We start from the raw sequence: 24,792 nt of genomic DNA, 5'->3' as shown, positions 1-24,792 counted from the left end.
GCATGGAGATTCAGTCGACGTCGAGTTCGAAGTGGAAATTCAAACGCCGGCTGTTGGACAGCCAGTCGGCGTTCGAGCGCAAGCGCACCTGCCACTGGTCTTCGAGTGTGTTGCCGGGAATCGCACCCGCGAAAACCAGCGTGCGTTCACCGGAAATCAGGCGTCCCGCCTGAAGGCGTCCGTGCGTGGTCCAGACCGCCTCGATGGTGGAGGTCTGGTCCCGCTCCAGGACCATGTAGATGCGACCGGTGCGTCCGATCCAGTCGCGGGTGTCGATGCGGATGTTCACGCGCAGCCACGCTTCCATGCCGCCGGCAAACGGCTGCCCCGATCGGATGGGCAGCCATTGCATCTGCACGTTGGGCGGCACGGTGTGGCTCAGCGAATCGTTCAACCGGTGCGGGTTGGCGCAGGCCATGGACGTCATGAACCCAAGGAGCAACATCGCGGCCAGAAGCTTCGGCTGGATCATGGGCTGCTCAGCGTGTAGGTCACCGTGCCGGTGTACGTCCCTTGGGCACGCACGGCGCTGTTGGCGTAGGCGAAGCTGTGGCAATTCTCCACATAGGTGTTCCCCGGTACCGTGGCCAGCGTCTGGCTCCCCCCGGTAAAAGCGCCACCGGGAATCACATTGGGTGCACCGCTGCCCGGGGCAGAAGCTGTCCAGGAGATCTGGGTGATGGGGATCGTGTCACCCGTGGACAGGTTGGTGAGGTTGAGCGGGGAGACCACCGTCAGCATGGCGCTGGTGGCTCCGCTGTTGCGGCGGTAGCCTGCGCCGATCATGACCTGGCTGTCGGGCGAGGGGCAGGTGATGTTGCCGTCACCATACAGGCTGACGCTTTGGGTGCTGTCGCTGGTCATGGCCACCGGCGCGCCACCGATCAATTGCGCCGTCGTCAAACTGGCTTGCACGGTGTTGACAATGCCGCCCGTTCCCACGGCGCCGTTCAGCGTGCCGCTCGCGCCACTGAGTGTTCCATTGCCGACATGGAGGAACAGGCGTCGCGCCCCGGCGGTGAGCGTCAGCGACCAGGCATGGGCACCCGCCATCTCCCCCATGCAAAGCAACACCAGGCAAGCGGCAGCCCAGCGTCGGTGTGTGCTTGAACAGGGCGATCGCTTCATGGCGCCATTCTGTTGGGCATGCCTGCATTCGCACGCGCATCAAGGAGCGACAGCGGTGTAGGTCACTTGTGTCGTATAGGTGCCGGCGCCCACCGGAGCCGTGGCGCCTTGGTGGTTGTAGGAGTAGGTCCAGGTGCTGGAGCGATTGATGATCCGTCCCGTTGTCGGAGTCACCGCCGTCGCCGCTGCGCTGAAAGTGGGGTGGTTCAAGGTGCCCACGGACGCGACAGCGATGCGCGACAGGGGGATGGAGTCGGGGCCGGACGTCAATGCGGCGCCAGCCGAAGAGAAATTCACGTTGCCGATGTTGGCCATCAACTGAACAGGGACTGCGCCAGCGCCGGCGGAAGTGGCTGGGACGGTGCCGTCCACGCTGGTTTGCGCATCGGTCAACGCGAATTCCACGGTGTCGATGGTGGCGGTGTTCGACAGGATCGCGCCCGTGCCCACTTTCAGGGCGATGAAACCGGGAACGATCACCCGCAGGTTCAGGCGGGCATTGGCTGTGCCGGTGCCGGCAACCAGCTGAGATTCGGCCGAAGCCAGCATCGGGATGGCCAGGGCCACGGCCAGGGCAGAGGGGAGCAACAGAGCTTTTTTCACGGCGTTTCCTTCAGAAGGGTGCAAAAGTGTGGTCTGTGCACTTTTGGGTACGCGGTCCACGGGTTGATGATGGAGGAATGTTATGGAAGGCGACCTCCGTGGGCAATCCGTGGCCGAGGAAAAACGCACGCTTTTCAAGTACTTGCGCCGACATTGTTATTTGGTTGTTAAAAGTGTTGGATCCGCGCTGAAAATTTTGCTCAAGATTTTTGTGATGGTGCCGAGCTTGTACTTCTGTCTAACAAGTGCGACAGCGGCAATGCACTCCCGGACTTCACTTCGCCCAGCGAGAAGCTGGTGTGCAGATCCTTCACGTTGGGCAAATTGAGCAGCACCTCGCGGGCGAACTGGCTGAAGTGGTTCAGGTCACGGCTGACCACCTGCAGCTCGAAGGTGCCGGAGCCGCTGATGTAGTGGCAGGAGATCACTTCCGGAATGCCGCGAATGGCGTTTTCCATCGTGCGCGTGACCTCCCCGCTGTTGCGGTCGGCGTCCAACCGCACGAACGCGAACACCCCCAAACCAATTTTTTCGCGGTTGATCTCGGCCCGGTAGCCGGTGATGAAGCCCGCTTCTTCCAGTGCGCGCACCCGCCGCCAGCAAGGGGCGGCGGAGAGCCCCACGCGCTGTGCCAACTCGGCGTTGGTCAGGCGCCCGTCGTTTTGCAGTTCTTGCAGGATGGCGATGTCGAACTTATCAAGTGTTTCCATATGGCTCGATTTTAAGAATGATTCTTTCTTTTTATGGCTTTAATCAGGCATGAAACGCAAACACCTATCGGTTTCGTGGGCATACACTGTGCGCCACACTGGGTGCGTGCCCCTACCCCGCGCACGATCCGGTTTGTGGCCTGCCTAGGAGGCAGGCATCCAACCCACGGAGACAAGAACCATGAACGCACCGCTGCCCGAACACATTCGCCGCGCGCTGGAGACCGTCACGCTCGATGACAAGTACGCGCTGGACCAGGGCCGCGCCTTCATGAGCGGCATTCAGGCGCTGGTGAAGCTGCCCATGCTGCAGCGCCAGCGCGATGCCGTGGTGGGCAAGAACACGGCTGGATTCATCAGCGGTTACCGCGGATCGCCGCTCGGCGGCTACGACCAGTCGTTGCAAAAGGCAGCGTCTTACCTCAAGGCCCAGAACATCGTGTTCCAGCCTGGCGTGAACGAGGAGCTGGCCGCCACCGCCGTCTGGGGCACGCAGCAGCTGGGCTTCGCACCGCCGGGCACCAACCGGTTCGACGGCGTGTTCGGCATCTGGTACGGCAAGGGCCCCGGCGTGGACCGCTGTTCCGACGTGTTCAAACACGCCAACATGGCCGGCACCACGCCCTGGGGTGGCGTGATTGCGGTGGCGGGCGACGACCATGTGGCCAAGAGTTCGACCGCCGCGCACCAGAGCGACCACATCTTCAAGGCTTGCGGGCTACCAGTGTTCTTCCCGGCGTCGGTCCAGGAAATCCTCGACCTGGGTCTGCATGCCTTCGCCATGAGCCGTTTCAGCGGCGTGTGGGCCGGCATGAAGACCATTCAGGAGATCGTCGAGTCCAGCGCCACGGCCGAGATTGATGTGGACCGCGTGAAGATCGTGGTACCCGATTTCGACATGCCGCCCGGCGGCGTGCATATCCGCTGGCCCGACCATGCGCTGGACCAGGAGGCCCGCCTGTTCGACACCAAGTGGTATGCCGCCCTGGCCTACATCCGCGCCAACCGCCTCAACCACAATGTGATCGCCGGCCCGAACGACCGCTTTGGCCTGATCGCCAGTGGCAAGGCCTACAACGACACGCGCCAGGCCTTGCTGGACCTGGGCCTGGACGACGCCACCTGCCAGCGCATCGGCCTGCGCCTGCACAAGGTAGCGGTGGTCTGGCCGCTGGAGGCGCAGACGACGCGCGAATTCGCCACCGGCTTGCGCGAAATCCTGGTGGTGGAAGAGAAGCGCCAGGTCATCGAATACCAACTGAAGGAAGAGCTCTACAACTGGCGCCCGGACGTGCGGCCCAACGTGCTGGGCAAGTTCGACGAGGTGGAGGGCGACTTCAGCGGCGGCGAATGGTCCATGCCCAACCCCAGCGCACACACCTTGCTGCGTGCCAATGCCGACCTGTCGCCGGCCATCATTGCGCGCGCGATCGCGCGGCGCTTGAAGAAGCTGGGGCAGGTCCCTGAAGATGTCATGGCGCGCATCGACGCGCAACTGGCGATCCTCACCGCGCAAGAGCAGTCGATGCAGACCCTGCTCACGCAAGGTGTGGCGGGTGCGGAGCGCCAGCCCTGGTTCTGTTCGGGCTGTCCCCACAACACCAGCACCCGTGTGCCCGAAGGTTCGCGCGCGATGGCCGGCATTGGTTGCCACTTCATGACGATCTGGATGGACCGCGCCACCGTCGGTTTCACCCAGATGGGTGGCGAAGGCGTCCCCTGGATAGGTCAACAACCGTTCAGCCACGACCAGCACATGTTCGCGAATCTGGGCGATGGCACCTACTTCCACAGCGGCTTGCTGGCGGTGCGCCAGAGCATCGCCGCCGGCGTCAACATCACCTACAAGATTCTGTACAACGATGCGGTCGCCATGACCGGTGGCCAGCAAGTGGGCGAGCGGCCCGAGGGGCACAGCGTGGTGCAGATCGCGCAGAGCATGCGCGCCGAAGGGGCGGTGAAGATCACCATCGTCACCGACGAGCCCGAGAAATACGACAGCGTGAAGGGCCTGCCCGAGGGCATCGCGATCGTGCACCGCGACACGCTGGACGCGGTGCAAAAAGAGTTCCGCGAGATCAAGGGTACGACGGTCATCATCTACGACCAGACCTGCGCCACCGAAAAGCGCCGCCGCCGCAAGCGCGGCACGATGGTCGATCCGACCAAGCGCGTGGTCATCAACGAGCTGGTGTGCGAAGGCTGCGGCGATTGCGGCGTGCAATCGAACTGTTTGTCGGTCGAGCCGCTGGAGACCGAGTTCGGGCGCAAGCGCACCATCAACCAGAGCACCTGCAACAAGGACTACTCCTGCCTCAAGGGCTTCTGCCCGAGTTTCATCACCGTCGAAGGCGGGCAGCTGCGCAAGAAGGACAAGGGCGCAGCCCGGATGGAATGGACCGGTGGCAGCGTGCCCATGCCCGTGTTGCCCACCCTCGGCGCGGATGCCTGGGGCGTGATCGTCGCGGGCGTGGGGGGCACGGGCGTCATCACCATTGGCCAGTTGCTCGGCGTGGCCGCGCACTTGGAGGGCAAGGGCATCGTGACGCAGGACGCGGCAGGTCTGGCGCAAAAGGGCGGCGCGACCTGGAGCCATGTGCTGATCGGCGCGCGCCAGGATGACATCCGCACCACGCGCGTTTCCGCGGCATCGGCCGACCTGGTGCTGGGCTGCGATCCGATCGTGACCGCGCACAAGGAAACGTGGCAGCGCCTGCGCGCAGGACGCACGCATGTCGCGCTCAACACCCATGCGTCGCCCACGGCGGCGTTCGTGACGAATGCCAACTGGCAGAACCCGGCGCAGGAGTGTGTGAGCGCCCTGGTGCGCAGCCTGGGCGAGGAAGCCGTGGGCACCTTCGACGCGGAAACCGCTGCCACGCGCCTGATGGGCGACAGCCTGTACACGAACCCCATGATGCTGGGTTACGCGTGGCAAAAAGCTTGGCTGCCGCTGGGTCTGGATGCGCTGATGCGCGCCATGGAGCTCAATGCGGTCCAGGTGGAGAAGAACAAGGCGGCATTCGAGTGGGGCCGCCGCGCCGCCCACGATCCGCAAGCCATGGCGGCGCTGTGCCAGAAGGTGGCCGGTGGCAGCGAGCAGGTGATCCAGTTCAAGAAGCGCGATTCGCTCGACGCCCTGATCGCGCGCCGGGTCGAATTCCTGACGGACTACCAGAACGCGGCCTACGCCGCGCAGTACCGCACCTTCGTGGAGCGCGTGCGCGCGGTGGAAGAACCGCTGGGCAAGACCGCGTTGACCGAGGCGGTGGTGCGCTACCTCTTCAAGCTCATGGCCTACAAGGACGAGTACGAAGTGGCACGCCTGCACAGCGACCCGGCGTTCCATGCCCGCCTGGCAAGCCAGTTCGAAGGCGACTTCAAGCTCAGGCTGCATCTGGCGCCGCCGTTGATCGCGAAGAAGAACGAGCGCGGCGAACTGATCAAACAGCCTTTCGGTCCATTCATGTTCAAGGTGTTCAAGGTCATGGCGCGCTTCAAGGGGCTTCGCGGAACGGCGCTGGACATCTTTGGTCGCACCCAAGAGCGCCGCACCGAACGCGCCCTGATCGGCGAGTACCGGAGCGACATCGAGATGGTGCTGTCGGGTCTGAGCGCCGACAACCACGCGCTGGCGGTGGAGATCGCGGGCATTCCGGAGCAGATCCGGGGCTACGGCCATGTGAAGGAGCGCCACCTGGCCGCGGCGCGCAGCCGCCGCGACGGGCTGTTGCATCAGTGGCGCCAGCCCAAGGCTGCGCCTACCCTGGTACGGGCCGCCTGATCGGCCGAGTCACACCCCCGGCATACAATCCCCGGTTGAGCCTTGAGTGCCCGGCGGCGCGATCCGACGCCCCGGGCGCTTGGCATTGTTGTGATTTCCGAACCTGTTGGAGACCCCCGTGTTCATTTCCTCCGCCTATGCCCAAGCCGCCGCTGGCGGCGACACCCAATCCACCCTGTTGGGCATGCTGCCCTTGGTGCTGATGTTCGTGGTGCTGTATTTCGTGATGATCCGTCCCCAGCTCAAGCGCCAGAAGGAACACAAGGCGATGGTGTCGGCGCTGGCCAAGGGCGACGAAGTCGTCACCGCGGGTGGCTTCCTGGGCAAGGTCACCAAGATCGGTGAAATTTACGTGGGCGTGGAACTTGCCAGCGGCGTCGAAGTCCAGATGCAACGCTCCGCTGTCGTGCAAGTGCTGCCCAAGGGCACCATCAAGTAACACCCCTGCACGGGCCGGCTGACGCCAGCCCGCTCTCCCAAGGGGGGCGGCGTGAGCGGCCCGGCAAACCCGGTTCCGCCACGCCCTGGACATCACGCGCCGAGATCTCACCATGAACCGTTACCCGCTGTGGAAGTACGCGATCATCCTGATCGTTTTGCTCATCAGTGCGCTCTACGCGCTGCCCAACCTGTTCGGGGAGTCGCCGGCCGTGCAGGTGTCCGCAGCCCGGTCCTCGGTGCGCATCGACACAGCCACCGTCGCGCGCGTGGAACGGGCTCTGGCGGCACAAAGTCTCGAGAGTTCACGGATCCAGCTCGACGCCAACTCGGTCAAGGCCCGTTTCAACAGCACCGACGACCAGCTCAAGGCGCGCGATGCGTTGGAAAAGGCTTTCAACCCCGATCCCAGTGACCCCAGCCACGTGGTCGCGTTGAACCTGCTGCCCCGCACCCCGGGCTGGTTGGCCGCTTTGGGTGCCTCGCCCATGTACCTCGGGCTGGACCTGCGCGGCGGCGTGCACTTCATGCTGCAGGTGGACATGCAGGCCGCGCTCACCCGCCGTGCCGATGTGCTGGCCACGGACTTGCGCACCGCCCTGCGCGAAAAAGGCTTGCGCCACGGGGGCATCAACCGCAATGGCCAGACCATCGAACTGCGCGCCGGTGATGCCCAGACCCTGGGGGCCGTGAGCGATCTGATCCGCAATCAGTTCGCCGATTTGCAGGTCACCGAAACGGCCGACTTCCGCCTTCTGGGCACGATCAGCCCGGAAGCGGCACGGCGTGTGCAGGACCAGGCCCTCAAGCAGAACATCACGACCCTGCACAACCGGATCAACGAGCTGGGCGTGGCCGAGCCCGTCATCCAGCAACAGGGCGCCGACCGCATCGTGGTACAGCTGCCCGGCGTGCAGGACACCGCGAAGGCCAAGGACATTCTGGGCCGCACCGCCACCTTGGAAGTGCGGCTGGTGGACGAAAGCCTGGAAGCCCAGTCCGCGGCGAATGGCACCGCCCCCGTGCCATTTGGCGCCGAACGCTATCCCGAGCGGGGTGGCCGGTTCGTGGTGGTCAAGCGCGAGGTGCTGCTCACCGGCGAGAACCTGACCGATGCCCAGGCCGGCTTCGACAGCCAGACCCAGGAAGCGGCTGTGCACCTGACGCTGGACGCCAAGGGCGCGCGCGTGTTCCGCGACGTGACGCGCGAGAACGTGGGCAAGCGCATGGCCATCATCCTGTTCGAGAAGGGCCGTGGCGAAGTGGTGACCGCTCCGGTGATCCGCGGCGAAATTGGCGGCGGTCGGGTGCAGATCTCGGGCGCCATGACCACGGTCGAGGCCAACGACACCGCGCTGTTGCTGCGCGCCGGCTCGCTGGCCGCTCCCATGGAGATCATCGAAGAGCGCACCATCGGCCCGAGCCTGGGCGCCGAGAACATCACCAAGGGGTTCCGCAGCGTGCTGTGGGGCTTCATCGCGATCGTCGTTTTCATGTGCGTGTACTACGCGCTGTTCGGCGTGTTCTCCAGCATCGCCTTGGGCTTCAATGTGCTGTTGCTGGTGTCCTTGCTGTCCATGTTGCAGGCTACGTTGACCTTGCCCGGCATTGCTGCCATGGCGCTGGCGCTCGGCATGGCGATCGACTCCAACGTGCTGATCAACGAACGCGTGCGTGAGGAGTTGCGCCGGGGATCGTCACCACAGACAGCGATAAATACGGGCTACGACCACGCGTGGTCGACCATCCTGGATTCCAACGTTACCTCGTTGATCGCTGGCATTGCCTTGCTAATTTTTGGCTCCGGCCCGGTGCGCGGCTTTGCCGTGGTGCATTGCCTGGGTATCGTCACCAGCATGTTCTCGTCGGTGTTCTTCTCGCGCGGCGTGGTCAACCTCTGGTATGGCCGCCAGAAGAAGCTCAAGACCGTTTCCATCGGGACCGTCTGGCGTCCGGATGGTGCGCAGAGCCCCGCCGCCAAAGCCGACTGATCAGGACGACACGCCATGGAATTCTTCCGCCTCCGCCGCGACATCCCGTTCATGAAGAACGCGTTGGTGCTCAACGCGATCTCCTTCATCACCTTCCTCGCCGCCGTTTTCTTCCTGACCACGCGCGGCCTGCACCTGTCGGTCGAGTTCACGGGCGGCACTGTCATGGAGGTGGCCTACGAACAGCCGGCCGATCTGGAGTCGGTGCGCAAGGTCATCGAGTCGCTGGGCTATGCCGACGTGCCGGTGCAGAACTTTGGCACCTCGCGCGACGTGCTGTTGCGCCTGCCGGTGCAGGCCGGCAAGACCTCCAGCCAGCAGAGTGAAATCGTGCTGTCGGCGCTCAAGGCACAAAACCCGGCGGTGGAGCTGCGCCGCACCGAGTTCGTGGGCCCGCAAGTGGGCCAGGAACTGGTCACCAGCGGTCTTCTGGCACTGGGGCTGGTGATCGTGGGCATCATGATCTACCTCGCGCTTCGCTTCGAGTGGAAGTACGCGGTGTCCGCCATCGTCGCGAACCTGCACGACGTGGTCATCATCCTGGGCTTCTTCGCCTTCTTCCAGTGGGAGTTCTCGCTGGCGGTGCTGGCGGCCACCTTGGCGGTGCTGGGGTACTCGGTCAACGAGTCGGTCGTGATCTTCGACCGGATCCGCGAAACCTTCCGGCGCCAGCGCAAGATGAACACGCAGCAGGTGATCGACCACGCGATCACCTCCACCATCAGCCGCACCATCATCACCCACGGGTCCACGCAGGCCATGGTGCTGTCCATGCTGGTGTTCGGCGGACCGACGCTGTTCTATTTCTCTCTGGCCCTGACCATCGGCATTTGCTTTGGCATCTATTCGTCGGTGTTCGTGGGCGCTGCCATGGCCATGTGGCTGGGCATCAAGCGAGAGGATCTGATCAAGAGCGGTGCCAAGACCGAGGGTGACCCCGACGACCCGAACGCGGGCGCTGTCGTTTAAGCGCCCACCCGTTTCAGGGTGGGTGCGCTACCGGGCCTGGCGCCGGTAAGCCTTGGTGTCAACCGTGTCATACTGCACGCATTGTGTCGCCGCCCGATCCGCACGTTTCCTCTTTGGCCAAGCAGGCTCGTGAACTCTTCGTGGTTCACGTGGGCCGTGCCCTTCCCGAATTGGTCAAGTCTTGCGACACGCGGCTGACCTCCATCCTGGATCAGGCCGGCTCCGCGCGCGACATGCAGACGCGCCGCGATGCCTGGACGGGGTTCCAGAAAAACCAGACGACGTGGCTCAACCAAAGCCGCAAATCCTTGCAGCGCGCATTGCTGCCCCGCTTCTCCAACTCCGGCAGTCCCACGAGCGTTTCGGGCCAACTGGAACTGGTGGCCGAAGGCGCGATCGACGACCAGATCTTGGCTTCGCGCCTGGCCATGCAGGTGCTCGACAAGTCGTCCACCGAACTCAACGAACTGCGCCTGCGCATCCAGCATCTGGAAGGGCGGCTGGAGCTGCCACGTGGCGATGTGCTGTTGCCGGACGTGACCGCCCGCATCCTGGTCGACCAATGGCTCGACGCGCACATGACGCGCGAGGCCTGGGCACTGGTGCAGGACGCTCTCGCGCCGCTGCTGGCCAACAAGTTGCATGAAGGCTACAAGGCCGCCAACGAATTCCTGGTGTCCAGCGGCGTCATGAAGGAAATCGATCTGCAAGCCTTGGTCAAGCGGGTGCCGGGAAGTCGCAGCCCTCTGCCTGCCGTGCAGCGCGACGCATCGGCGGCACGTTCGACCTCGCCGGAGACCCATCCGAGCGACGGGAGCTGGGCTTCGGGCGTGGGATCGGTCCCGGGTGGTCCCTCCGGCCTGGGGAGCGATCTGGGCCGCATGAGCGCTCGCTCTTCGGCCATGGGCGTCCAGGACGAAACCCGGCTCCTGACGGGTACCTCTCCGCTGGCGCGTGCGCGCATGCGTGCCCAGGGCGTGGTCGGGCGGCTCAAGCGCCTGCTGATGGACAAGGTGGGCGGTGACTTCGAGGCCACCCAGGTCATGTCACCCTCGCCCCGCTTGCAACAAGCCATTCAATACCAGGCCGGGACTTCCGGTGCGGATGGCGGCCTGTACCTGTCGGGCGCCTCTGAAAACGGGGCCGTGTATGTGGGGGCGGCGCAGGTGGAGCGCGTGGCCACGTCGTTGCGGCAGCGCTCCAGCGAGCTCAAGCAGGCCGCCAGCACGGCCACCGAGAAGGCCACCATCGAAGTGGTGGCGCTGATGTTTCAGAGCATCCTGGCCGAAGAGCGCATCCCACCCAGTGTCCGGGTCTGGTTTGCGCGGCTGCAAATCCCCGTGCTGCGTGTCGCCCTGGCCGAGCCGGAGTTCTTCAGCGCCTTGCAGCATCCGGCGCGCCAATTGATCGATCGCATGGGTTCGTGCGTGATGGGGTTTGAATCGAATGTGGGCTCGGCGGCGCTGGAGGCCGAGATCAAACGCGTGGTGCAGGTGATCGAGCAGTACCCGGAAACCGGGCGGCGTGTGTTCCAGCTGGTGTTCGACGAGTTCCAGAAGTTCCTGTCCACCTACCTGAGCGAGCAAGGCAGCGCCAGCCGTTTCGTCAGCGTGGCGCAGCAGGTCGAGCAAAAGGAAACCCTGTCGGTGCAGTACACCATCGAGCTGCGCAAGTTGCTGGACGATGTGCCGGTGCGCGACGAGGTGCGCGATTTTCTGTTCAAGGTCTGGGTGGATGTGTTGGCGGTCGCCAGCGTGAAGCACGGACTTCGGCACGAGGAGACCAACGCCCTCAAGCAAGTGGCTTCCGATCTGTTGTGGGCTGCCAGCGCCAAGCCCAACCGGAACGACCGGGCGCGGGTGATCCAGCAACTGCCCAGCTTGCTCCAGCGCCTGCGCCAGGGCATGGGCCTGCTGGGTTTTCCGACCCTGTTGCAAGACCAGCACATCAAGTCGGTCAGCGACACGTTGGCCGATGCCTTCATGTCGCGCACCGAAGCGATTTCCCAGGAAAGCCTGGACAACTTGTCCGAGCGCCTGGCCAACCTGGAAGACTATCTGCCGGCCGATGGCATGGGCGATCTGGACCTGGACACCCAGAGCATCGAGATGATCACCGGGGTGGACGCCAGCAACATCGAGGTCATCAACCAGGGAGGCAGCCAACCCAACGAAGCCATGCGGGCGTGGGCGGTCGAACTGCAGATCGGCTCGTGGTTCGGCCTGGACCACAACGGCAAGCTCAACAGCGTGCAGCTGGCCTGGCGCAGTGAGCGCGGGCAGCTCTACCTGTTCGTGACCAATGGGGGGCGTTGCTTCCTGATCCAGTCCACGCGCGTGGCCTCCTACCTGCAGGCCGGGCTGTTGGTGCCCACCGAGGAAGAAGCGCTCACCGTGCGCGCCACGCGCGACGCCATGGCCAAGCTGGAGGCCAACCCCGAGCGCTTGTTGAACTAGGGCCTGTTCACCCTATTTTTCCAAGTGCGAACTCAGCCGCGGCCCTGCCGCTGCAGCAAGCCGCCGGGCAGGCGGCCCACATCGCCCTGTAGTTCGAGTTCGAGCAAGCGCACCTGTAGCTGGGCCGTGCTCAAACCCGTGCGGGCCTGCAGTGCATCGAGGCCGACCGGGTCGTGGCCCATGGCTTGCAGCAGCGCATCCTCACCGTGCGAGGTGTTGCTGTCGTGCTCCGCAGGCGGTTGCTCTTTCGACGGTGTCGTGAAGCGAAGATCTTCCAGGATGTCTTGCGCGGATTCGACCAGTTTGGCTCCCTGGCGGATCAGCGCGTGGCAGCCACGCGATTGGGGCGCGTGAATGGAGCCCGGAATCGCGAACACCTCACGACCTTGTTCGGCGGCCAGTCGAGCGGTGATCAGCGAGCCCGACTGCACCGCGGCCTCGACCACCAGGGTGCCCTGCGACAGGCCGGCGATGATGCGGTTGCGCCGGGGAAAGTTCTCGGGAAGTGGTGGCGTCCCCAGAAGGTATTCGCTCACGATCGCGCCTTGCCGGGCGATTCGGCGCGCCAGTTCGAGATGGCGCTTGGGGTAGACGCGGTCCAGTCCCGTGCCGACCACGGCCACGGTGGCGCTGCCCCCTTGCAACGCGCCTTCATGCGCGGCACCGTCGACACCCAGGGCCATGCCCGAGACCACGCAAACGCCGGCCTGGCTCAGCGCCTGGGCGAACTGCTGTGCGTTGGCCGCCCCCTGGTGGGTGGGATTGCGGCTGCCCACGATGGCCAATCGGCGCGCATGATGCAGCGCCTGAACGTCGCCCTGCACGTGCAACAGGAGGGGCGGATCGCTCATCTGAAGCAACTCGGGCGGATACAGCGGGTCTCCCAAGGTGAGCACGTGGCGCTGCGGGTCCTGCGCCACCCAGGTCAGCAAGGTGTCGAGGTGGTGCTGGAGGTCGGCGGGCTCGGTTTCGAGCGCGTGCGCCATCCGGGCGCCCACCACCGCCTGCCATGCCGATGGGGGTTGCGCGAAGATGGCATCGGGCAACCCGAAGGCCGCCAGCAGTTTGCGTGCGGACTCGGGGCCGACACCTGGCGTGAGCAGCAGGCGCAGCCAAGCCGCCAGCTCGTCGGGCTGGAGCATAAGGATGCGGGGGTCAGGGGTTGATGAAGCGGTCGCCGACCTTCACGCCATCGGTGATCTGCAGCACCAGGGCGTAGGAGACTTTGTCGAAGGTGCGGAAGACCATCATGAGGCCGTTGCGTTCGCCGGGAAGGCGCACTTGCGGGCGGGCGGGGTCGGTGGCATCGGTCAAGACACTGGTTTCGCGCTGGATGGCCAGCACATGGCCGCGTTCGATGCCATGTTCGCGGCCTCGATTGATCGTGACGACCTGGTTTTGGGCGGCGTAGCGCACGGCATTGCCATATACCGAGACGATCTGGCCGCTCTGCGCGGAATCGGGTGCGCGCGGCACGTAGTTGCTCAACTCGCGCTCGGGCTCGGGCAGCAGGCGGTCGCCAATGCGGATCTCTTCCTTCGCGGAGACGATGTCGATCGCGGCGGGAATGAGTTCGGTCGCGGTCTTGTCGTCGGCGGCGGGGCGTGTGGTTTCGCTGGAGATCAACTGGGACTTGCCCACGTATTGGGCTTCATAGCCCAGCACCTCGCCGGTGGTGGGATCCCTCAAAGGAACGGCGTTGCGGAACACGCGGTAGTCGATGGACTTGCCATCGACCACGCGCAGGGGTTCGCCTTGGGCACTGTCGCCATACAGTGCGCGCGCGTAAGCGCGGTCGCCGCGGGTGAGCAGAACACGGTTCTCCTGGGTGGCGACGATGCGCGGCGCGCGCGCGAACGTGGCTTCGTCCACGACCATGGGTTCGGTCAGGAACGGCGCGATGGCCTGCAGCGACACCGGCGGCACGGCGGAGTCGCCCAGGCTTTCGTAGCGGGTGCGCGGGGTGACGCGCACCGTGGCGGGGTCGCCGCTGCCAGCGGGCCGGGTGCTGAGCAGGGCGCGATCGCCCGATTTGACCAGGTACAGCACCTGGCCCGGGTAGATGCGGTGCGGGTTCTCGATGTCCTGGCGGTTCATGCCCCACAGCTCGGGCCAGCGCCACGGCGTCTTGAGGAAGATGCCGGAGATCGCCCACAAGGTGTCACCGCGCTTGATGGTGTAGCTGTCGGGAGCGTTGGGTGCCAGGGCGGACAGCGGGACACCCATTTGCGCTACCTGGTCGGCGGTGGCGCGCTGGGACGGTGTGATGGGGAAGTTCTGGGCTGCGGCGCCGCTGGCGATGAACGTTGCGAGCAGTGCGGCAGCGCAGGCCAAAGGACGCAACGGATGCAACTGGCGCAACGAACGGGATGGGATGGACAGGCTGTGGTGCATTCGCATGAAATGGGCCCCTGGGCGGTGATCGCTGGCGCTCAGACTGTGCCGTTCCGGGGGAACCCACAGCCGGTCGCCGACGGCGCTCGTGTCTTGACAAGTCGGTTTTGATTTTGCGCGCAAGCCTTTGATTAGGCAATGTTTCTGACTGGGCGTCTCACGGGCCGTCGCAAAAGTCGCGAAAATAGCGACACCGTTTTCCGCCTGTCCCCGATGCGCCGCCAGCCGTCGCCCGAGGACCGCGGATGTTCTGTCCGGACCGATCCCGAAACCCACGAACTTTCATGAACCCGCCGTCGATTCTGCCCATCCTGTGCTACCCCGATCCGCGCCTGTTCACAGTTGCCAAGCCCGTCGCGGCGGTGGACGAGCGCATCCGCCTGCTGATTGAACGCATGTTCGCCACCATGTACGACGCCAATGGCATCGGCCTGGCCGCGACGCAGGTCGATGTGCACGAGCGGGTCATCGTGATCGACGTCAGCGAGACGCGCGACCAGCCCATGGTGTTGATCAACCCCGTCATCGAGTGGGCCAGCCCCGAAACGCGCAAGGGCGAGGAAGGATGTTTGTCGGTGCCGGGAATTTATGACGGTGTGGAGCGATCTACCGCAGTGCGCGTGCGCGCGCTCGATGGCGAGGGCCAGGAACGCACGCTGGAAGCGCAGGGCATGCTGGCGGTCTGTGTCCAGCATGAGATGGACCATCTCCTGGGCAAGGTCTTCGTGGAGTACCTCTCGCCTCTGAAGCGGGACCGGATCAAGTCCAAGTTGGTCAAGGCACAACGTGAGGCATCGCGCACATGAAGACACACTCCCACTTGCGGCGGCTGACCTGCGGGTCCCTGCTGGCTGCCGTGCTGGCCTTGGCCAGTTGTTCGATCATGCCCGAGCGCGTTGCGCCAGGCACTTCGCGCGCCGAGATCGAATCCCGGCTCGGCCGACCGACCTCGGTCCACACACTGCCCGGCGGCACGCGCCTGCAGTATTCCGGCCAGCCTTCGGGGCAATGGGTGCACAACCTGGACCTAGGTCCGGACGGGCGCTTGTTGCGTTCGGTGCAGGTGCTGGACATCGACTGGATGCAGAAGAACATCGAGTTGGGCCGCTGGACGCGTGACGATGTGCTGCTCAACCTGGGCCGCCCGGCGCTGGTGGAGCGCGTGGCGCGGTTTGACGGTCAGGTCTGGACCTACCGCTTCAAGCAGATGGACTTCCCGCGCCTGGCGCACGTCCACCTGGATCCCGCGGGTGTCGTGCGCCAGCTCATGTTCACCGATGAATTGGTGGCCGACGATTCGGCACCTTATACCTGAGCCGACTTCCCCCAACGCCTGACCAGCACCTCATGAGAATCATCTTTGCCGGCACGCCGGAATTCGCGCGTGTTGCGCTGGAGCGCCTGCTCGCTGCCGGCTTCTCCGTGCCCTTGGTCCTGACCCAGCCGGACCGCCCGGCCGGACGCGGCATGAAGCTACAGGCCTCGCCGGTGAAGCAACTTGCTCTGGAGCACCACATCGCCGTGGCACAGCCGCGCAGCCTGCGCCTCGATGGCAAGTACCCGCAAGACGCGGCCGCCGCGCGCGATGCGATCCTGGCCGCGCAGGCCGACGCGATGGTGGTCGCGGCCTATGGCCTGATCCTGCCGCAATGGGTGCTGGATGCGCCCAGACTGGGGTGTTTGAATATCCATGCTTCGTTGCTGCCGCGCTGGCGCGGTGCCGCGCCGATCCACCGCGCCATCGAAGCCGGCGACGCACAGACGGGCGTGACCATCATGCAGATGGATGCCGGACTCGACACCGGCGACATGCTGCTCCTGGAGCGCCTGCCGATCCGTGACGACGACACCACCGGCGCGCTGCACGACCGCCTGGCCACACTGGGCGGGCGCCTGATTGTCGAGGCGCTGGAGATCGCCGCCTGCGGTGCTCTGCAGGCGCAGAAGCAACCCGCCGAAGGCGTGACCTACGCACACAAGATCGAGAAGGCCGAAGCGGCGCTCGACTGGAACGCGCCGGCCGCCACGCTCTCGCAGCGTGTGCGCGCTTTCAACCCTTTCCCGGGTGCGGCCACCGCGCTGGGGGGCGACGCCATCAAGGTCTGGGCCGCGCACGTCGACCCCGGCGCCACAGCCACGGGCGCACCCGGTGAGGTGCTGGCGGCCCATGCCGAGGGTATTCGCGTGGCGACGGGCGATGGTGTGCTGGTGCTCACCGAGCTGCAGCGGGCGGGTGGCAAGCGCCTGGGCGCGGCGGATTTCCTGCGCGGCTTCGCGCTGCAAGCAGGGCAGAGGCTTGAGATGGTCAACGTCGCGAAAGAAGAGGCGCATTGATGTTCCACCGCCGCGAGTACCGCGATCGTCCGGAGTACTGGGAGGGCGCGCGCGATCAGGTCTCGGTGGCCATGGGTATCGGCGCCTGGGGGCTGATGACCGGCGTGGCCATGGTGCAGTCGGGGCTGTCCGCGATGGAAGCGGTGTTGATGACGCTGATCGTCTACGCCGGCAGTGCCCAGCTCGCGGCCGTGCCGATGATCGCCGCGGGCGCTCCGCTGTGGGTGATTCTGGCGGCGGCCTTCTGCGTCAACCTGCGCTTCGTAGTGTTCTCCGCGCATCTGCGGCCCTATCTGATGCACCTGCCGCGCTGGGAGCGCCTGCTCAAGGGGTATGTGACGGGCGATCTGAGCTATGTGTTCTTCGCCAAGCGCTTTCCGCACCCCGGCGCCAACGCCGAAGAGCTGGAGCAGCAGCAGGCCTATCTCATGGGCAACTGTGCGGTGAACTACGTGGCCTGGATGGGCTCCAGCTTGATCGGCATCGCATTGGCCAATGCCATTCCGGTGGCCTGGGGCCTGGGCTTTGCAGGCATCCTGGCGCTGCTGGGGGTGATGTGTTCGCTGGCTTCGTCGAAGTTGCGCGTGGTGTCTGCTGGTGTCGCGGGCGCGGCAGCGGTGGCGGCCTGGGCCTTGCCGCTCAAGCTCAACATCCTGGTGGCAATCGCCAGTGCCGTGGCGATCTGTCTGGTGTTGGAGAAATTTCGTCCAGATGGGGCTAGGCCGGGGGCGCACCATGTTTGACGTCGACCCCTGGACCTTTCTCGCCATCGTGCTGCTGGGGTGCATCACGGTGATCACGCGCGGTTTCTTCTTCATCTCCAGCAAGCCCTGGAGCCTGCCGCACTGGGCCCAGCGCGGGCTGCAGTACGCCCCGATCGCCGCCCTGGCCGCGGTCATCGTGCCCGAGATCGTGATGAGCCAGGGCGAGCTCATCGGCACCTGGAAAGACGCGCGGCTGTTCGCCGCCGCTGCCGGCATGGCCTGGTTCTTCTGGAAGCGCAGCGTGCTCGGCACCATCGTGTGCGGCATGGTGGTCTACCTGCCGCTGCGGCTGGCCTTCGGCTGGTGAGGGACTGCGCCTAGGAGCCTGCGCGGCAGAAGGGTCATCGGCTGCAACGCTCGACAAACCGGTCTCTTCAGGTACTACCGCCTGCGCCCAGGGGCCCACCCTGGGCTTGTCAGCAGCACCTGACGATCCTCGGTTTTCGAGCGTTTCGCTTCGATGCCTTCTGCCGCGCAGGCTCCTAGCGGTGCCATTGTTTTTCGTACGCCCATTGCGCATAGCGGGCGTGCGCCTGTGCCTTGTCCACCAGCGCGTCGTTGCGGCCGGGGTGGTCCTGCAGTGAACCGTTGGTGTAGCGCATGAGCCGCGCGGGGCTGTCGGGCTGCAGCACCGCCACCTCCGAGCCCTCCATGTAGGCCTGGATCTTGTCGAACTGCAGGATCGCGCGGCCGGGTCGCGCGCGTTGCGCGGGGTCGCTCAGGTCGCGCCCGGTCAAGGGGTGCTCGCCGCTCAGACCCATCAAGGAGATCAGCGTGGGTGCCAAGTCGATCTGGCTGGCCGCGGTGCGGATGCGCTCGGGCGTTTTCACCGCGCCGCCCAGGATCAACCCGGGAATGTGGAAGCGTTCGATCGGTATGACCGATGGCCCGTACACGCGCGAGTTGTGGTCGGCCACCACCAGGAACAGCGTGTTGTCCCAGTAGGCGGATCGTCTGGCTTTCTCGAAGAAGCGCCCGAGCGCGTGGTCGGCGTACTTCACCGCGTTGTTCACGGTGTTCTTCGGTTGCTCGTACAGATCAAAACCGCCGTCCGGGAATTCGAACGGCGCGTGGTTGGACGAAGAGAACACCAGCGCGAAGAAGGGCTTGTCGGCCGGTTGTTGGCTGAATTGCCGGTGCGCCACCTCGAACAGGTCGCCGTCGGACGCGCCCCAGGTGCCGATGAAAGCGTCGGCCGGAATGTCCTTCTGCTCGATGACGCGGTCGAAACCGTTGCCCATGAAGTAGCTGCGCATGTTGTCGAAGTGCGATTCACCGCCGTAGTAGAACGTGGACCCGTAGCCCTTCGCTTTGAGAAAACTGGCCAGCGTGAAGAAGTCGCGCTGCGATTTCGCCAGCTTCACCGTGCTCACCGCCGAGGTCGGCGGGAAGCCGGCCACCACCGCTTCGATGCCGCGCACCGAGCGCGTGCCGGTGGCGTACAGGTTGTCGAACCAGATGCCCTGCTCGCCCAACCGGTCCAGGTTCGGGGTGAGTGGCAAGCCGCCCAGGCGGCCGACGAATTCCGCGCCCAGGCTTTCTTCGAGCACGATCACCAGGTTGAGTGGCCGCGCCCGCGGGTGCAGGCTGGTTTGCAGGTGGCGCAGGGGCGAGGCCGGGTCGGTAAAGGCACTCGCGGGCAGGCCGGTTTCGCGCCGCACAGTCTCGATCACGTGGGCCTCGGGCATCTCGGCGTAGGTGATGCCACCTTCTTCGGCCTTGCGCGATTGGTAGAGGGCATACGCCACCGTGTACAGCGAACCCAGCGGGAGTTCGTTGACGAGGTGGTCGGTGGTGAGGGCCGCGCTGGCGGGGTTGGCCGGGCGGTGCCCCAACGCGCCGCGTGCGCACAGCGCCAGCGCGAAGAACAGCAACACCGACAGCGGCACAGCTTGCCAGAGGCGGATGGGTGACGGCTGGCGGGTCGGGCGGCTCAGCCGGACGTATGCCCACGCCAGCGCGGGCAGCAGCACGGCCGCGGCCAGCAGATGGGGCCAGAAATCCTTGACCAGCGTGCCACCCACTTCCTTGACGTACCCCAGATACTCCACGAACAAGTAGTTGGGCCGGCTGTCGTATTGCACGATGAAGGCCGGGGTGGACAACTCCATGAAGGCGGTGAGCAACAGGACGAAAGCGCCATACCCGCGCAGCACCGTCGACCACATGTGCTGGGTGGCGCGCGTGGTGGCCATCCAGGGCGTGAGCGCGGCGGGAAACGCCCAGACCATGCCGATCAGCACCGCGTCGAAGCGCAGGCCCTCAAACCACACGTGGGACCAGGCGTGTGCCTGCGAAATGCGATCGGCCTGCCAGACCGCCAGGCCCAGCCGCGAGAGCCACAGCACCGCGAGCATGCCGGCCATGGGCATCAGCAGGGGGCGCAGCACCACCCACGCGTTCTGGAGGAAAGGGCCCGGGTGCTGTGTTGGCGCTTGCGGGGCACGTCCCAGGGGGCAGGTCTTCGGAATGGCCCGCGCGGGCTCCAGACCGGTCTTCATGAGGCGCCAGCCCGCCAGGGACACCGACGCGCAGATCAGCAGCGTCCAAAGCGTGTGGCTTGGAAAGTGCGCGCCACGCAGCGTCTGCACCGCTCCCGCCAGCAAGCCGGTGCACAACGCGGCGGCCAGCCAGCGCAAGCCCACCACGCGGTGGCGCCGCATGCCGGCGGGCGCGTCCAGCCACGGCAGGCACAGCGCGACGAAGGCAAACCCGCTGGACGCATGGCCGCCCGGAAAGCAGCGGCCGGGGCCACTGTCGGCCACGCCCCAGGCCCAGTGCGACACCCATCGGGCGCTGCCGCCAAAACCGTGCAAGTCCCACGGGCAGCTCGTGAGGCTGTGGTTCTTGACGAGGTTGACGGCCAGCAACGACAAGCTCACGAGCAGGACCACGGCGCCGCGTTCGCGCCGGGGCATCGCCAGTCCGGGCCACAGCGCCCACGCGCACAACGCCACCCACGCCACGGTCATGGCCTGTCGCAGGCCGTCGTGCAGCACGCGCGAGAGCAGCCAGTGGTCTTTCAGGACGAAGCCCTCCGGCATGCCGATGCGCTGCATCACCACCATGTCCAGTGGGGTGGTATCCCACAGCAGGGTGAACGCCAGCAGGCCGAGCAGCCAGAGCGCGGGAGCGGCGAGCGGCGGGAAAACCGCTCCGCGCGGAGGAGACAGTGCGTGCATGGCGCGGCACTGTGGGTGGCGCAGGTTAAAAGGACCTTAAGGTGCTTCTAAGGCGCGGTTCGATAATGGGCCGTCTCGGCAGACCAGCCCCAACCCAACACCGTTTCAGCATGCGCGCTCTCGTGGTGGAAGACGACCCCGGCATTGCCAGCGGCCTGCAGGCCTCGCTGCGGCAGGCGGGCTACGCGGTGGACACCTGTGCCACGCTGGACAGCGCCTGGCTCGCCCTGTCCGTGGAGCCTTTCGACGTGATGCTGCTCGACCTCGGCCTGCCCGATGGCGAAGGCCTGGACCTGCTGGCCCGCCTGCGCCGCCGGCCCGCACCCGTGGCAGGGCGTGAGCGTCTGCCCCGCGCCGACATGCCGGTGCTGATCATGACCGCGCGCGACGGCGTGAGCGACCGCATCAGCGGGCTGGACAGTGGCGCGGACGACTACATCGTCAAACCCTTCGACGCCAACGAACTGCTGGCCCGCCTGCGCGCCATGCTGCGCCGCGCCGGGGGGCGCAGCAACCCGGTGATCGAGCATGGCGATCTGGTGATCGACCCGGCCTCCCACACCGTGCGCCGTGCCGGCGAAACCGTGGTGCTCGGCGGCAAGGAGTTCGCCCTGTTGCTGGCGCTGTTGCAGGCGCGGCCCCAGGTGCTGTCCAAGGCCCGGCTGGAGTCGGCGCTGTACGGGTTCGGCGAAGGCCTGGAAAGCAATGCGATCGAAGTCCACATCCACCACCTGCGCCGCAAGCTGGGCGAGTCCCTGATCAAGACCGTGCGTGGCGTGGGCTACTTCGTGCCGCAAGAAGCGCCGGTGCGATGAACGGCATCTCCGCGCCCACCCCCGTGCGCACGCTGCGGCGCTACCTGCTGGGCTGGACGCTCGGGGTCCTGGGGGTCGTGTGGGTGGCGTTGATCGCCTTCACCTGGCCCACCGTGTACCGCGAGGCGCGCCAGTTCTCCGACGGCCAGATGACGGCCGTGGCCAAACTCTGGTTGACCGCCGCACCGTACCACGTGGGCCCCCCGAGCACCGCGGACGCGCCCGACCTGCGCCATGAGTTCCTGCAGGACGTGGCCGTGATGGCGTGGGACGATGGCCGTCTCGTCGCCGATACCCACGACATGGCCCGTGGCCTGGATCCGGCGGCCGTGCCGCTGCAGGGCTTCTCGACCGCGACGGTGAAGGCCGCCGGGCTCGTGCCCCAATGGCGTACCTACTCCGCCCAGATCACGCAAGACGGCCACGTGCGGCGCGTGATCGTGTTCATGGACTTGCAGCAGCGCTACGGACTGAGCAAGGACATCGCGGCGCATGTCGCGCTGCCGGCCCTGCTGGTGCTGCCTCTGGTCGCGCTGCTCCTGTGGTGGGCGGTCCGCCGGGGCCTGCGGCCCCTGGATGCCCTTTCCCGCGAGGTGGCCGCGCTCGACGGTTTCGCCGGACAGCGCCTGGACACGCAGCACCGCCACCGCGAGTTCGCCAGCACCGTGGCCGCCATCAACGGCTTGGTCGACACGCTGCAGACGCGTGCACAGCGCGAGCGGGAATTCGCTTCCGACGTGGCGCACGAATTGCGCACGCCGTTGGCTGCATTGGCACTGCAAGCCAGCGCCGCGCAGCACGACCCCTCGCGCGAACGCCTGGCGCAACTTGAGCAGGAATCGCTGCGCGCGGGCCGCATCCTCAACCAGTTGCTCGAGCTCGCGCGCGCGAACCGCAGCGCGGTCAGCGGCGAGGGTGCGCTGGTGCAAGGGCGGGTGGCGCTCGGTGAACTGGCGGCACGCCTGGTTGCCGCGCACGCGCCGGCGGCCTACGACAGCGGCCATGAACTCGCGCTGCAGCAGCCCGACGGCGAACCGGTGCTGGTGCGGGGGCAACCGATGCTGGTCGAACTCGCGCTGCGCAACCTGATCGAGAACGCCTTGCGCCACACGCCCGGTGGCACGCAGGTGGAGGTGGCCGTGTGGCGCACGCCGCAGGCGCACGGCGTGTCGGTGAGCGACGACGGCCAGCGCGCGCACGCCGCCAGCCCAGCCGCCGAACACGGTGGCCTGGGGCTGGGCCTGCGCCTGGTCGAGCGCATCGCCGAGCAGGTGGGCGCGCAACTGGTGCGCGACCGGGGCGAAGCACCGATGACGACGCGCTTCACGCTGCGCTGGCCCACGGCAGCGGACGCATAAGGTTCGTTTAACGTCGGTTGCGCACAGTGCGGCGGCCGGCATGTGCTGGCATTCGGATGCCGGCTATGCCGTTTTCTTTGCCTTCTGCGTTTTCACGTTTTCATTTCCCGTCTTCACGCGTATCCGCACCCGCCACCGCGGCGACGCGCGCGGGCTCGGGTACGGCGGTGTGGGGCCTTGCGCTGTGGCTGGCCACCGTGGGCAACCTGCCGATGTGGCAGCGCATCGACACACTCGGCGGTTCGCCCACGCATCGGCTGGCGCTGATCCTGGGGCTGGGCGCCTTGCTCACCGGCGCCACCGCCGTGCTGCTCGCGCTGCTGTCCTGGCCGCGCGTATTCCGGCCGGTGGCCAGCGCGCTGCTGCTGGTGGCCGCGTTCAACACGCACTTCATGTGGCAGTACGGCGTGGTGATCGATCCGACCATGCTGGCCAACGTGCTGCACACCGATGCGCGCGAGGTGCGCGACCTGCTGTCCTGGTCCTTGCCGGGCACGGTGCTGCTGGTGGCCGGTGCACCACTGTGGACGCTGTGGCGCAAGCCCGTGGCGCTGCGCCGTGCCGGGTCCCAGCTGGGGCGCAACCTGGTCGGCGCGTTGATGGCGTTTGCGCTGCTGGTGCTCGCGGCACTGCTGAGCTACCAGGGTCTGGCCTCGCTCATGCGCAACCACAAGGACCTGCGCTACATGGCCAACCCGCTCAACACCGTCTACGCCGGCGCGCGGCTCGCGGTGGAGCAGTTGCCGCGCCAGGTGCGCCCGCTGCTGCCGGTGGGCGAAGATGCCCATCTCGGCGCGAGTTATGCCCAGCAAGCGCGGCCACCGCTGTTCGTGCTCGTGATCGGCGAAACCGCGCGCGCGCAGAACTTCGGCCTCAACGGCTACGCGCGCAACACCACGCCGGCGCTGGCGCGCTGGCAGGCACAGGGTGACCTGGTGAACTTTGGTGCCGTGAGTTCGTGCGGCACCAACACACAGGCGTCGCTGCCTTGCATCTTTTCGCCGCTCACGCGTGTGCAAGGCGGCAACCAACCCGCCGAACACGAGAACCTGCTCGACGTGCTGCAGCGTGCCGGCCTGGCCGTGCTGTGGATGGACAACCAGTCCGGCTGCAAAGGCGTGTGCGACCGCGTGCCGCATGCCTTCGCGAACGACCACCCGGTGCCCGGCCTGTGCAAGGGCAGCGGGTGCCAGGACGGTGCCCTGCTCGACGGCCTGGACCAACGCATTGCCGCTTTGGACCCGCAGCGCCGCGCGCGCGGCGTGGTGGTGGTGCTGCACCTGATGGGCAGCCATGGCCCGGCCTATGCGCACCGCGCACCTCCCGAGCGCAAACCGTTTCTGCCCGAATGCACCAGCGTCACGCTCTCCGATTGCCCGCACGAGCAACTGGTCAACGCGTACGACAACTCGATCGCCTACACCGACCACTTCCTCGACCAGACCTTGCAATGGCTCAAGGCCCGCGCGGACAGCGGCAGCGAGGACACCGGCCTGCTCTACGTGTCCGACCACGGCGAATCGCTGGGCGAGAACGGCCTGTACTTGCATGGTGTGCCCTATGCCCTCGCGCCCGAGCAGCAGACCCATGTGCCGATGGTGGCGTGGTTCTCGCGCGGTCTGCAGCGGCGCACGGGCCTGTTGCCCGGGTGCCTGCGCGAACGGGCTGAGCAGCCGATCTCGCACGACCACATCTTCCATTCGGTGCTGGGCCTGATGGACGTGCAGACCCGCGCCCACCAGCTCGCGCTGGATGCGTTGGCACCGTGCGGCGGCGTATCGCAGGCGGGGGCGCAGGCCACGCCCACGGCAACGGGCTGAGCGGCGTTTCCTACAATGCGGGCTTCCTTTTGCCGACCGAACGCCC

The 24,792-nt window shown here is 66.2% G+C and carries 20 protein-coding genes; 13 read left to right on the top strand and 7 right to left on the bottom strand.

Annotation, left to right across the window (positions count from 1 at the left end):
• Window positions 1-10 precede the first annotated feature (10 nt).
• From F9K07_RS28490 to F9K07_RS28475, 4 genes are all read right to left on the bottom strand, one after another.
• Complete coding sequence (locus F9K07_RS28490; protein WP_159596595.1) at window positions 11-472, bottom strand: hypothetical protein; 462 nt, start codon at window positions 470-472, stop codon at window positions 11-13.
• Window positions 469-1,128 carry a hypothetical protein gene (locus F9K07_RS28485; protein ID WP_159596594.1) on the bottom strand — a complete coding sequence of 220 codons (660 nt, stop codon included), beginning with the start codon at window positions 1,126-1,128 and terminating at the stop codon, window positions 469-471. Before F9K07_RS28485 ends, F9K07_RS28490 begins: the two co-directional genes overlap by 4 nt.
• 39 nt (window positions 1,129-1,167) lie before the next feature.
• A complete protein-coding gene (locus F9K07_RS28480) occupies window positions 1,168-1,731 on the bottom strand; it encodes a hypothetical protein (protein ID WP_159596593.1) in 564 nt (187 codons plus the stop codon).
• 200 nt (window positions 1,732-1,931) lie between these two features.
• Window positions 1,932-2,441, bottom strand: a complete 510-nt coding sequence (locus F9K07_RS28475) for an Lrp/AsnC family transcriptional regulator (RefSeq protein ID WP_159596592.1) — start codon at window positions 2,439-2,441, stop codon at window positions 1,932-1,934.
• Window positions 2,442-2,622: 181 nt separating this feature from the next.
• Here F9K07_RS28475 and F9K07_RS28470 point away from each other — a divergent pair, with 181 nt between their 5' ends.
• From F9K07_RS28470 to F9K07_RS28450, 5 genes are all read left to right on the top strand, one after another.
• Window positions 2,623-6,225 (top strand): indolepyruvate ferredoxin oxidoreductase family protein, encoded by a 3,603-nt coding sequence (locus F9K07_RS28470; RefSeq protein ID WP_159596591.1) that lies wholly within the window; start codon window positions 2,623-2,625, stop codon window positions 6,223-6,225.
• 118 nt (window positions 6,226-6,343) lie between these two features.
• A complete protein-coding gene (yajC, locus tag F9K07_RS28465) occupies window positions 6,344-6,664 on the top strand; it encodes a preprotein translocase subunit YajC (protein WP_159596590.1) in 321 nt (106 codons plus the stop codon).
• A 112-nt stretch (window positions 6,665-6,776) separates the two neighbouring features.
• Window positions 6,777-8,654, top strand: coding sequence for a protein translocase subunit SecD (gene secD, locus F9K07_RS28460; RefSeq protein WP_159596589.1), 1,878 nt, complete (start codon window positions 6,777-6,779; stop codon window positions 8,652-8,654).
• 15 nt (window positions 8,655-8,669) lie between these two features.
• Window positions 8,670-9,623: a protein translocase subunit SecF gene (secF, locus tag F9K07_RS28455; RefSeq protein WP_159596588.1), complete on the top strand. Its 954-nt coding sequence runs from the start codon at window positions 8,670-8,672 to the stop codon at window positions 9,621-9,623.
• An 83-nt stretch (window positions 9,624-9,706) separates the two neighbouring features.
• The gene (locus tag F9K07_RS28450; protein WP_328794002.1) at window positions 9,707-12,079 is read left to right on the top strand and encodes a DUF1631 family protein; all 2,373 of its coding nucleotides are present in this window, start codon (window positions 9,707-9,709) and stop codon (window positions 12,077-12,079) included.
• A 32-nt stretch (window positions 12,080-12,111) separates the two neighbouring features.
• On the opposite strand, the gene dprA is transcribed toward F9K07_RS28450, so the two are convergent.
• Window positions 12,112-13,221, bottom strand: coding sequence for a DNA-processing protein DprA (gene dprA / locus F9K07_RS28445; protein WP_159596587.1), 1,110 nt, complete (start codon window positions 13,219-13,221; stop codon window positions 12,112-12,114).
• Window positions 13,222-13,234: 13 nt separating this feature from the next.
• Window positions 13,235-14,473 carry a LysM peptidoglycan-binding domain-containing protein gene (locus F9K07_RS28440; protein ID WP_159597146.1) on the bottom strand — a complete coding sequence of 413 codons (1,239 nt, stop codon included), beginning with the start codon at window positions 14,471-14,473 and terminating at the stop codon, window positions 13,235-13,237.
• A gap of 284 nt (window positions 14,474-14,757) precedes the next feature.
• Here F9K07_RS28440 and def point away from each other — a divergent pair, with 284 nt between their 5' ends.
• Genes def through F9K07_RS28415 form a run of 5 tightly spaced genes read left to right on the top strand, consistent with a single transcriptional unit; the run spans window position 14,758 to window position 17,878 of the window.
• The gene (def, locus tag F9K07_RS28435; protein WP_159596586.1) at window positions 14,758-15,279 is read left to right on the top strand and encodes a peptide deformylase; all 522 of its coding nucleotides are present in this window, start codon (window positions 14,758-14,760) and stop codon (window positions 15,277-15,279) included.
• A complete protein-coding gene (locus F9K07_RS28430; protein ID WP_159596585.1) occupies window positions 15,276-15,788 on the top strand; it encodes a hypothetical protein in 513 nt (170 codons plus the stop codon). The genes def and F9K07_RS28430 overlap by 4 nt, the downstream gene beginning before the upstream one ends.
• 32 nt (window positions 15,789-15,820) lie before the next feature.
• Window positions 15,821-16,807 (top strand): methionyl-tRNA formyltransferase, encoded by a 987-nt coding sequence (gene fmt, locus F9K07_RS28425; RefSeq protein WP_159596584.1) that lies wholly within the window; start codon window positions 15,821-15,823, stop codon window positions 16,805-16,807.
• Window positions 16,807-17,550 (top strand): AzlC family ABC transporter permease, encoded by a 744-nt coding sequence (locus tag F9K07_RS28420; RefSeq protein ID WP_159596583.1) that lies wholly within the window; start codon window positions 16,807-16,809, stop codon window positions 17,548-17,550. Before fmt ends, F9K07_RS28420 begins: the two co-directional genes overlap by 1 nt.
• Window positions 17,543-17,878 (top strand): AzlD domain-containing protein, encoded by a 336-nt coding sequence (locus F9K07_RS28415; RefSeq protein ID WP_159596582.1) that lies wholly within the window; start codon window positions 17,543-17,545, stop codon window positions 17,876-17,878. The genes F9K07_RS28420 and F9K07_RS28415 overlap by 8 nt, the downstream gene beginning before the upstream one ends.
• Window positions 17,879-18,053: 175 nt before the next feature.
• On the opposite strand, the gene F9K07_RS28410 is transcribed toward F9K07_RS28415, so the two are convergent.
• Window positions 18,054-20,753, bottom strand: a complete 2,700-nt coding sequence (locus F9K07_RS28410) for a sulfatase-like hydrolase/transferase (RefSeq protein WP_159596581.1) — start codon at window positions 20,751-20,753, stop codon at window positions 18,054-18,056.
• Between the two features lie 110 nt (window positions 20,754-20,863).
• On the opposite strand from F9K07_RS28410, the gene F9K07_RS28405 reads away from it, so the two are divergent.
• The 3 genes from F9K07_RS28405 (at window position 20,864) to F9K07_RS28395 (ending at window position 24,746) form a co-directional block, all read left to right on the top strand.
• Window positions 20,864-21,568: a response regulator gene (locus F9K07_RS28405; RefSeq protein WP_159596580.1), complete on the top strand. Its 705-nt coding sequence runs from the start codon at window positions 20,864-20,866 to the stop codon at window positions 21,566-21,568.
• Entirely contained in the window at window positions 21,565-22,926 is a 1,362-nt protein-coding gene (locus F9K07_RS28400; protein ID WP_159596579.1) for a histidine kinase dimerization/phospho-acceptor domain-containing protein, read from the top strand. Before F9K07_RS28405 ends, F9K07_RS28400 begins: the two co-directional genes overlap by 4 nt.
• 65 nt (window positions 22,927-22,991) lie before the next feature.
• Window positions 22,992-24,746: a phosphoethanolamine transferase gene (locus F9K07_RS28395; RefSeq protein ID WP_159596578.1), complete on the top strand. Its 1,755-nt coding sequence runs from the start codon at window positions 22,992-22,994 to the stop codon at window positions 24,744-24,746.
• Window positions 24,747-24,792: the final 46 nt, after the last annotated feature.

The organism is Hydrogenophaga sp. BPS33, from assembly GCF_009859475.1.
Classification (GTDB): domain Bacteria; phylum Pseudomonadota; class Gammaproteobacteria; order Burkholderiales; family Burkholderiaceae_C; genus Hydrogenophaga.
The sequence above is the reverse complement of the archived record's forward strand: the minus strand, read 5'-3'. Positions and strand labels throughout refer to the sequence as shown.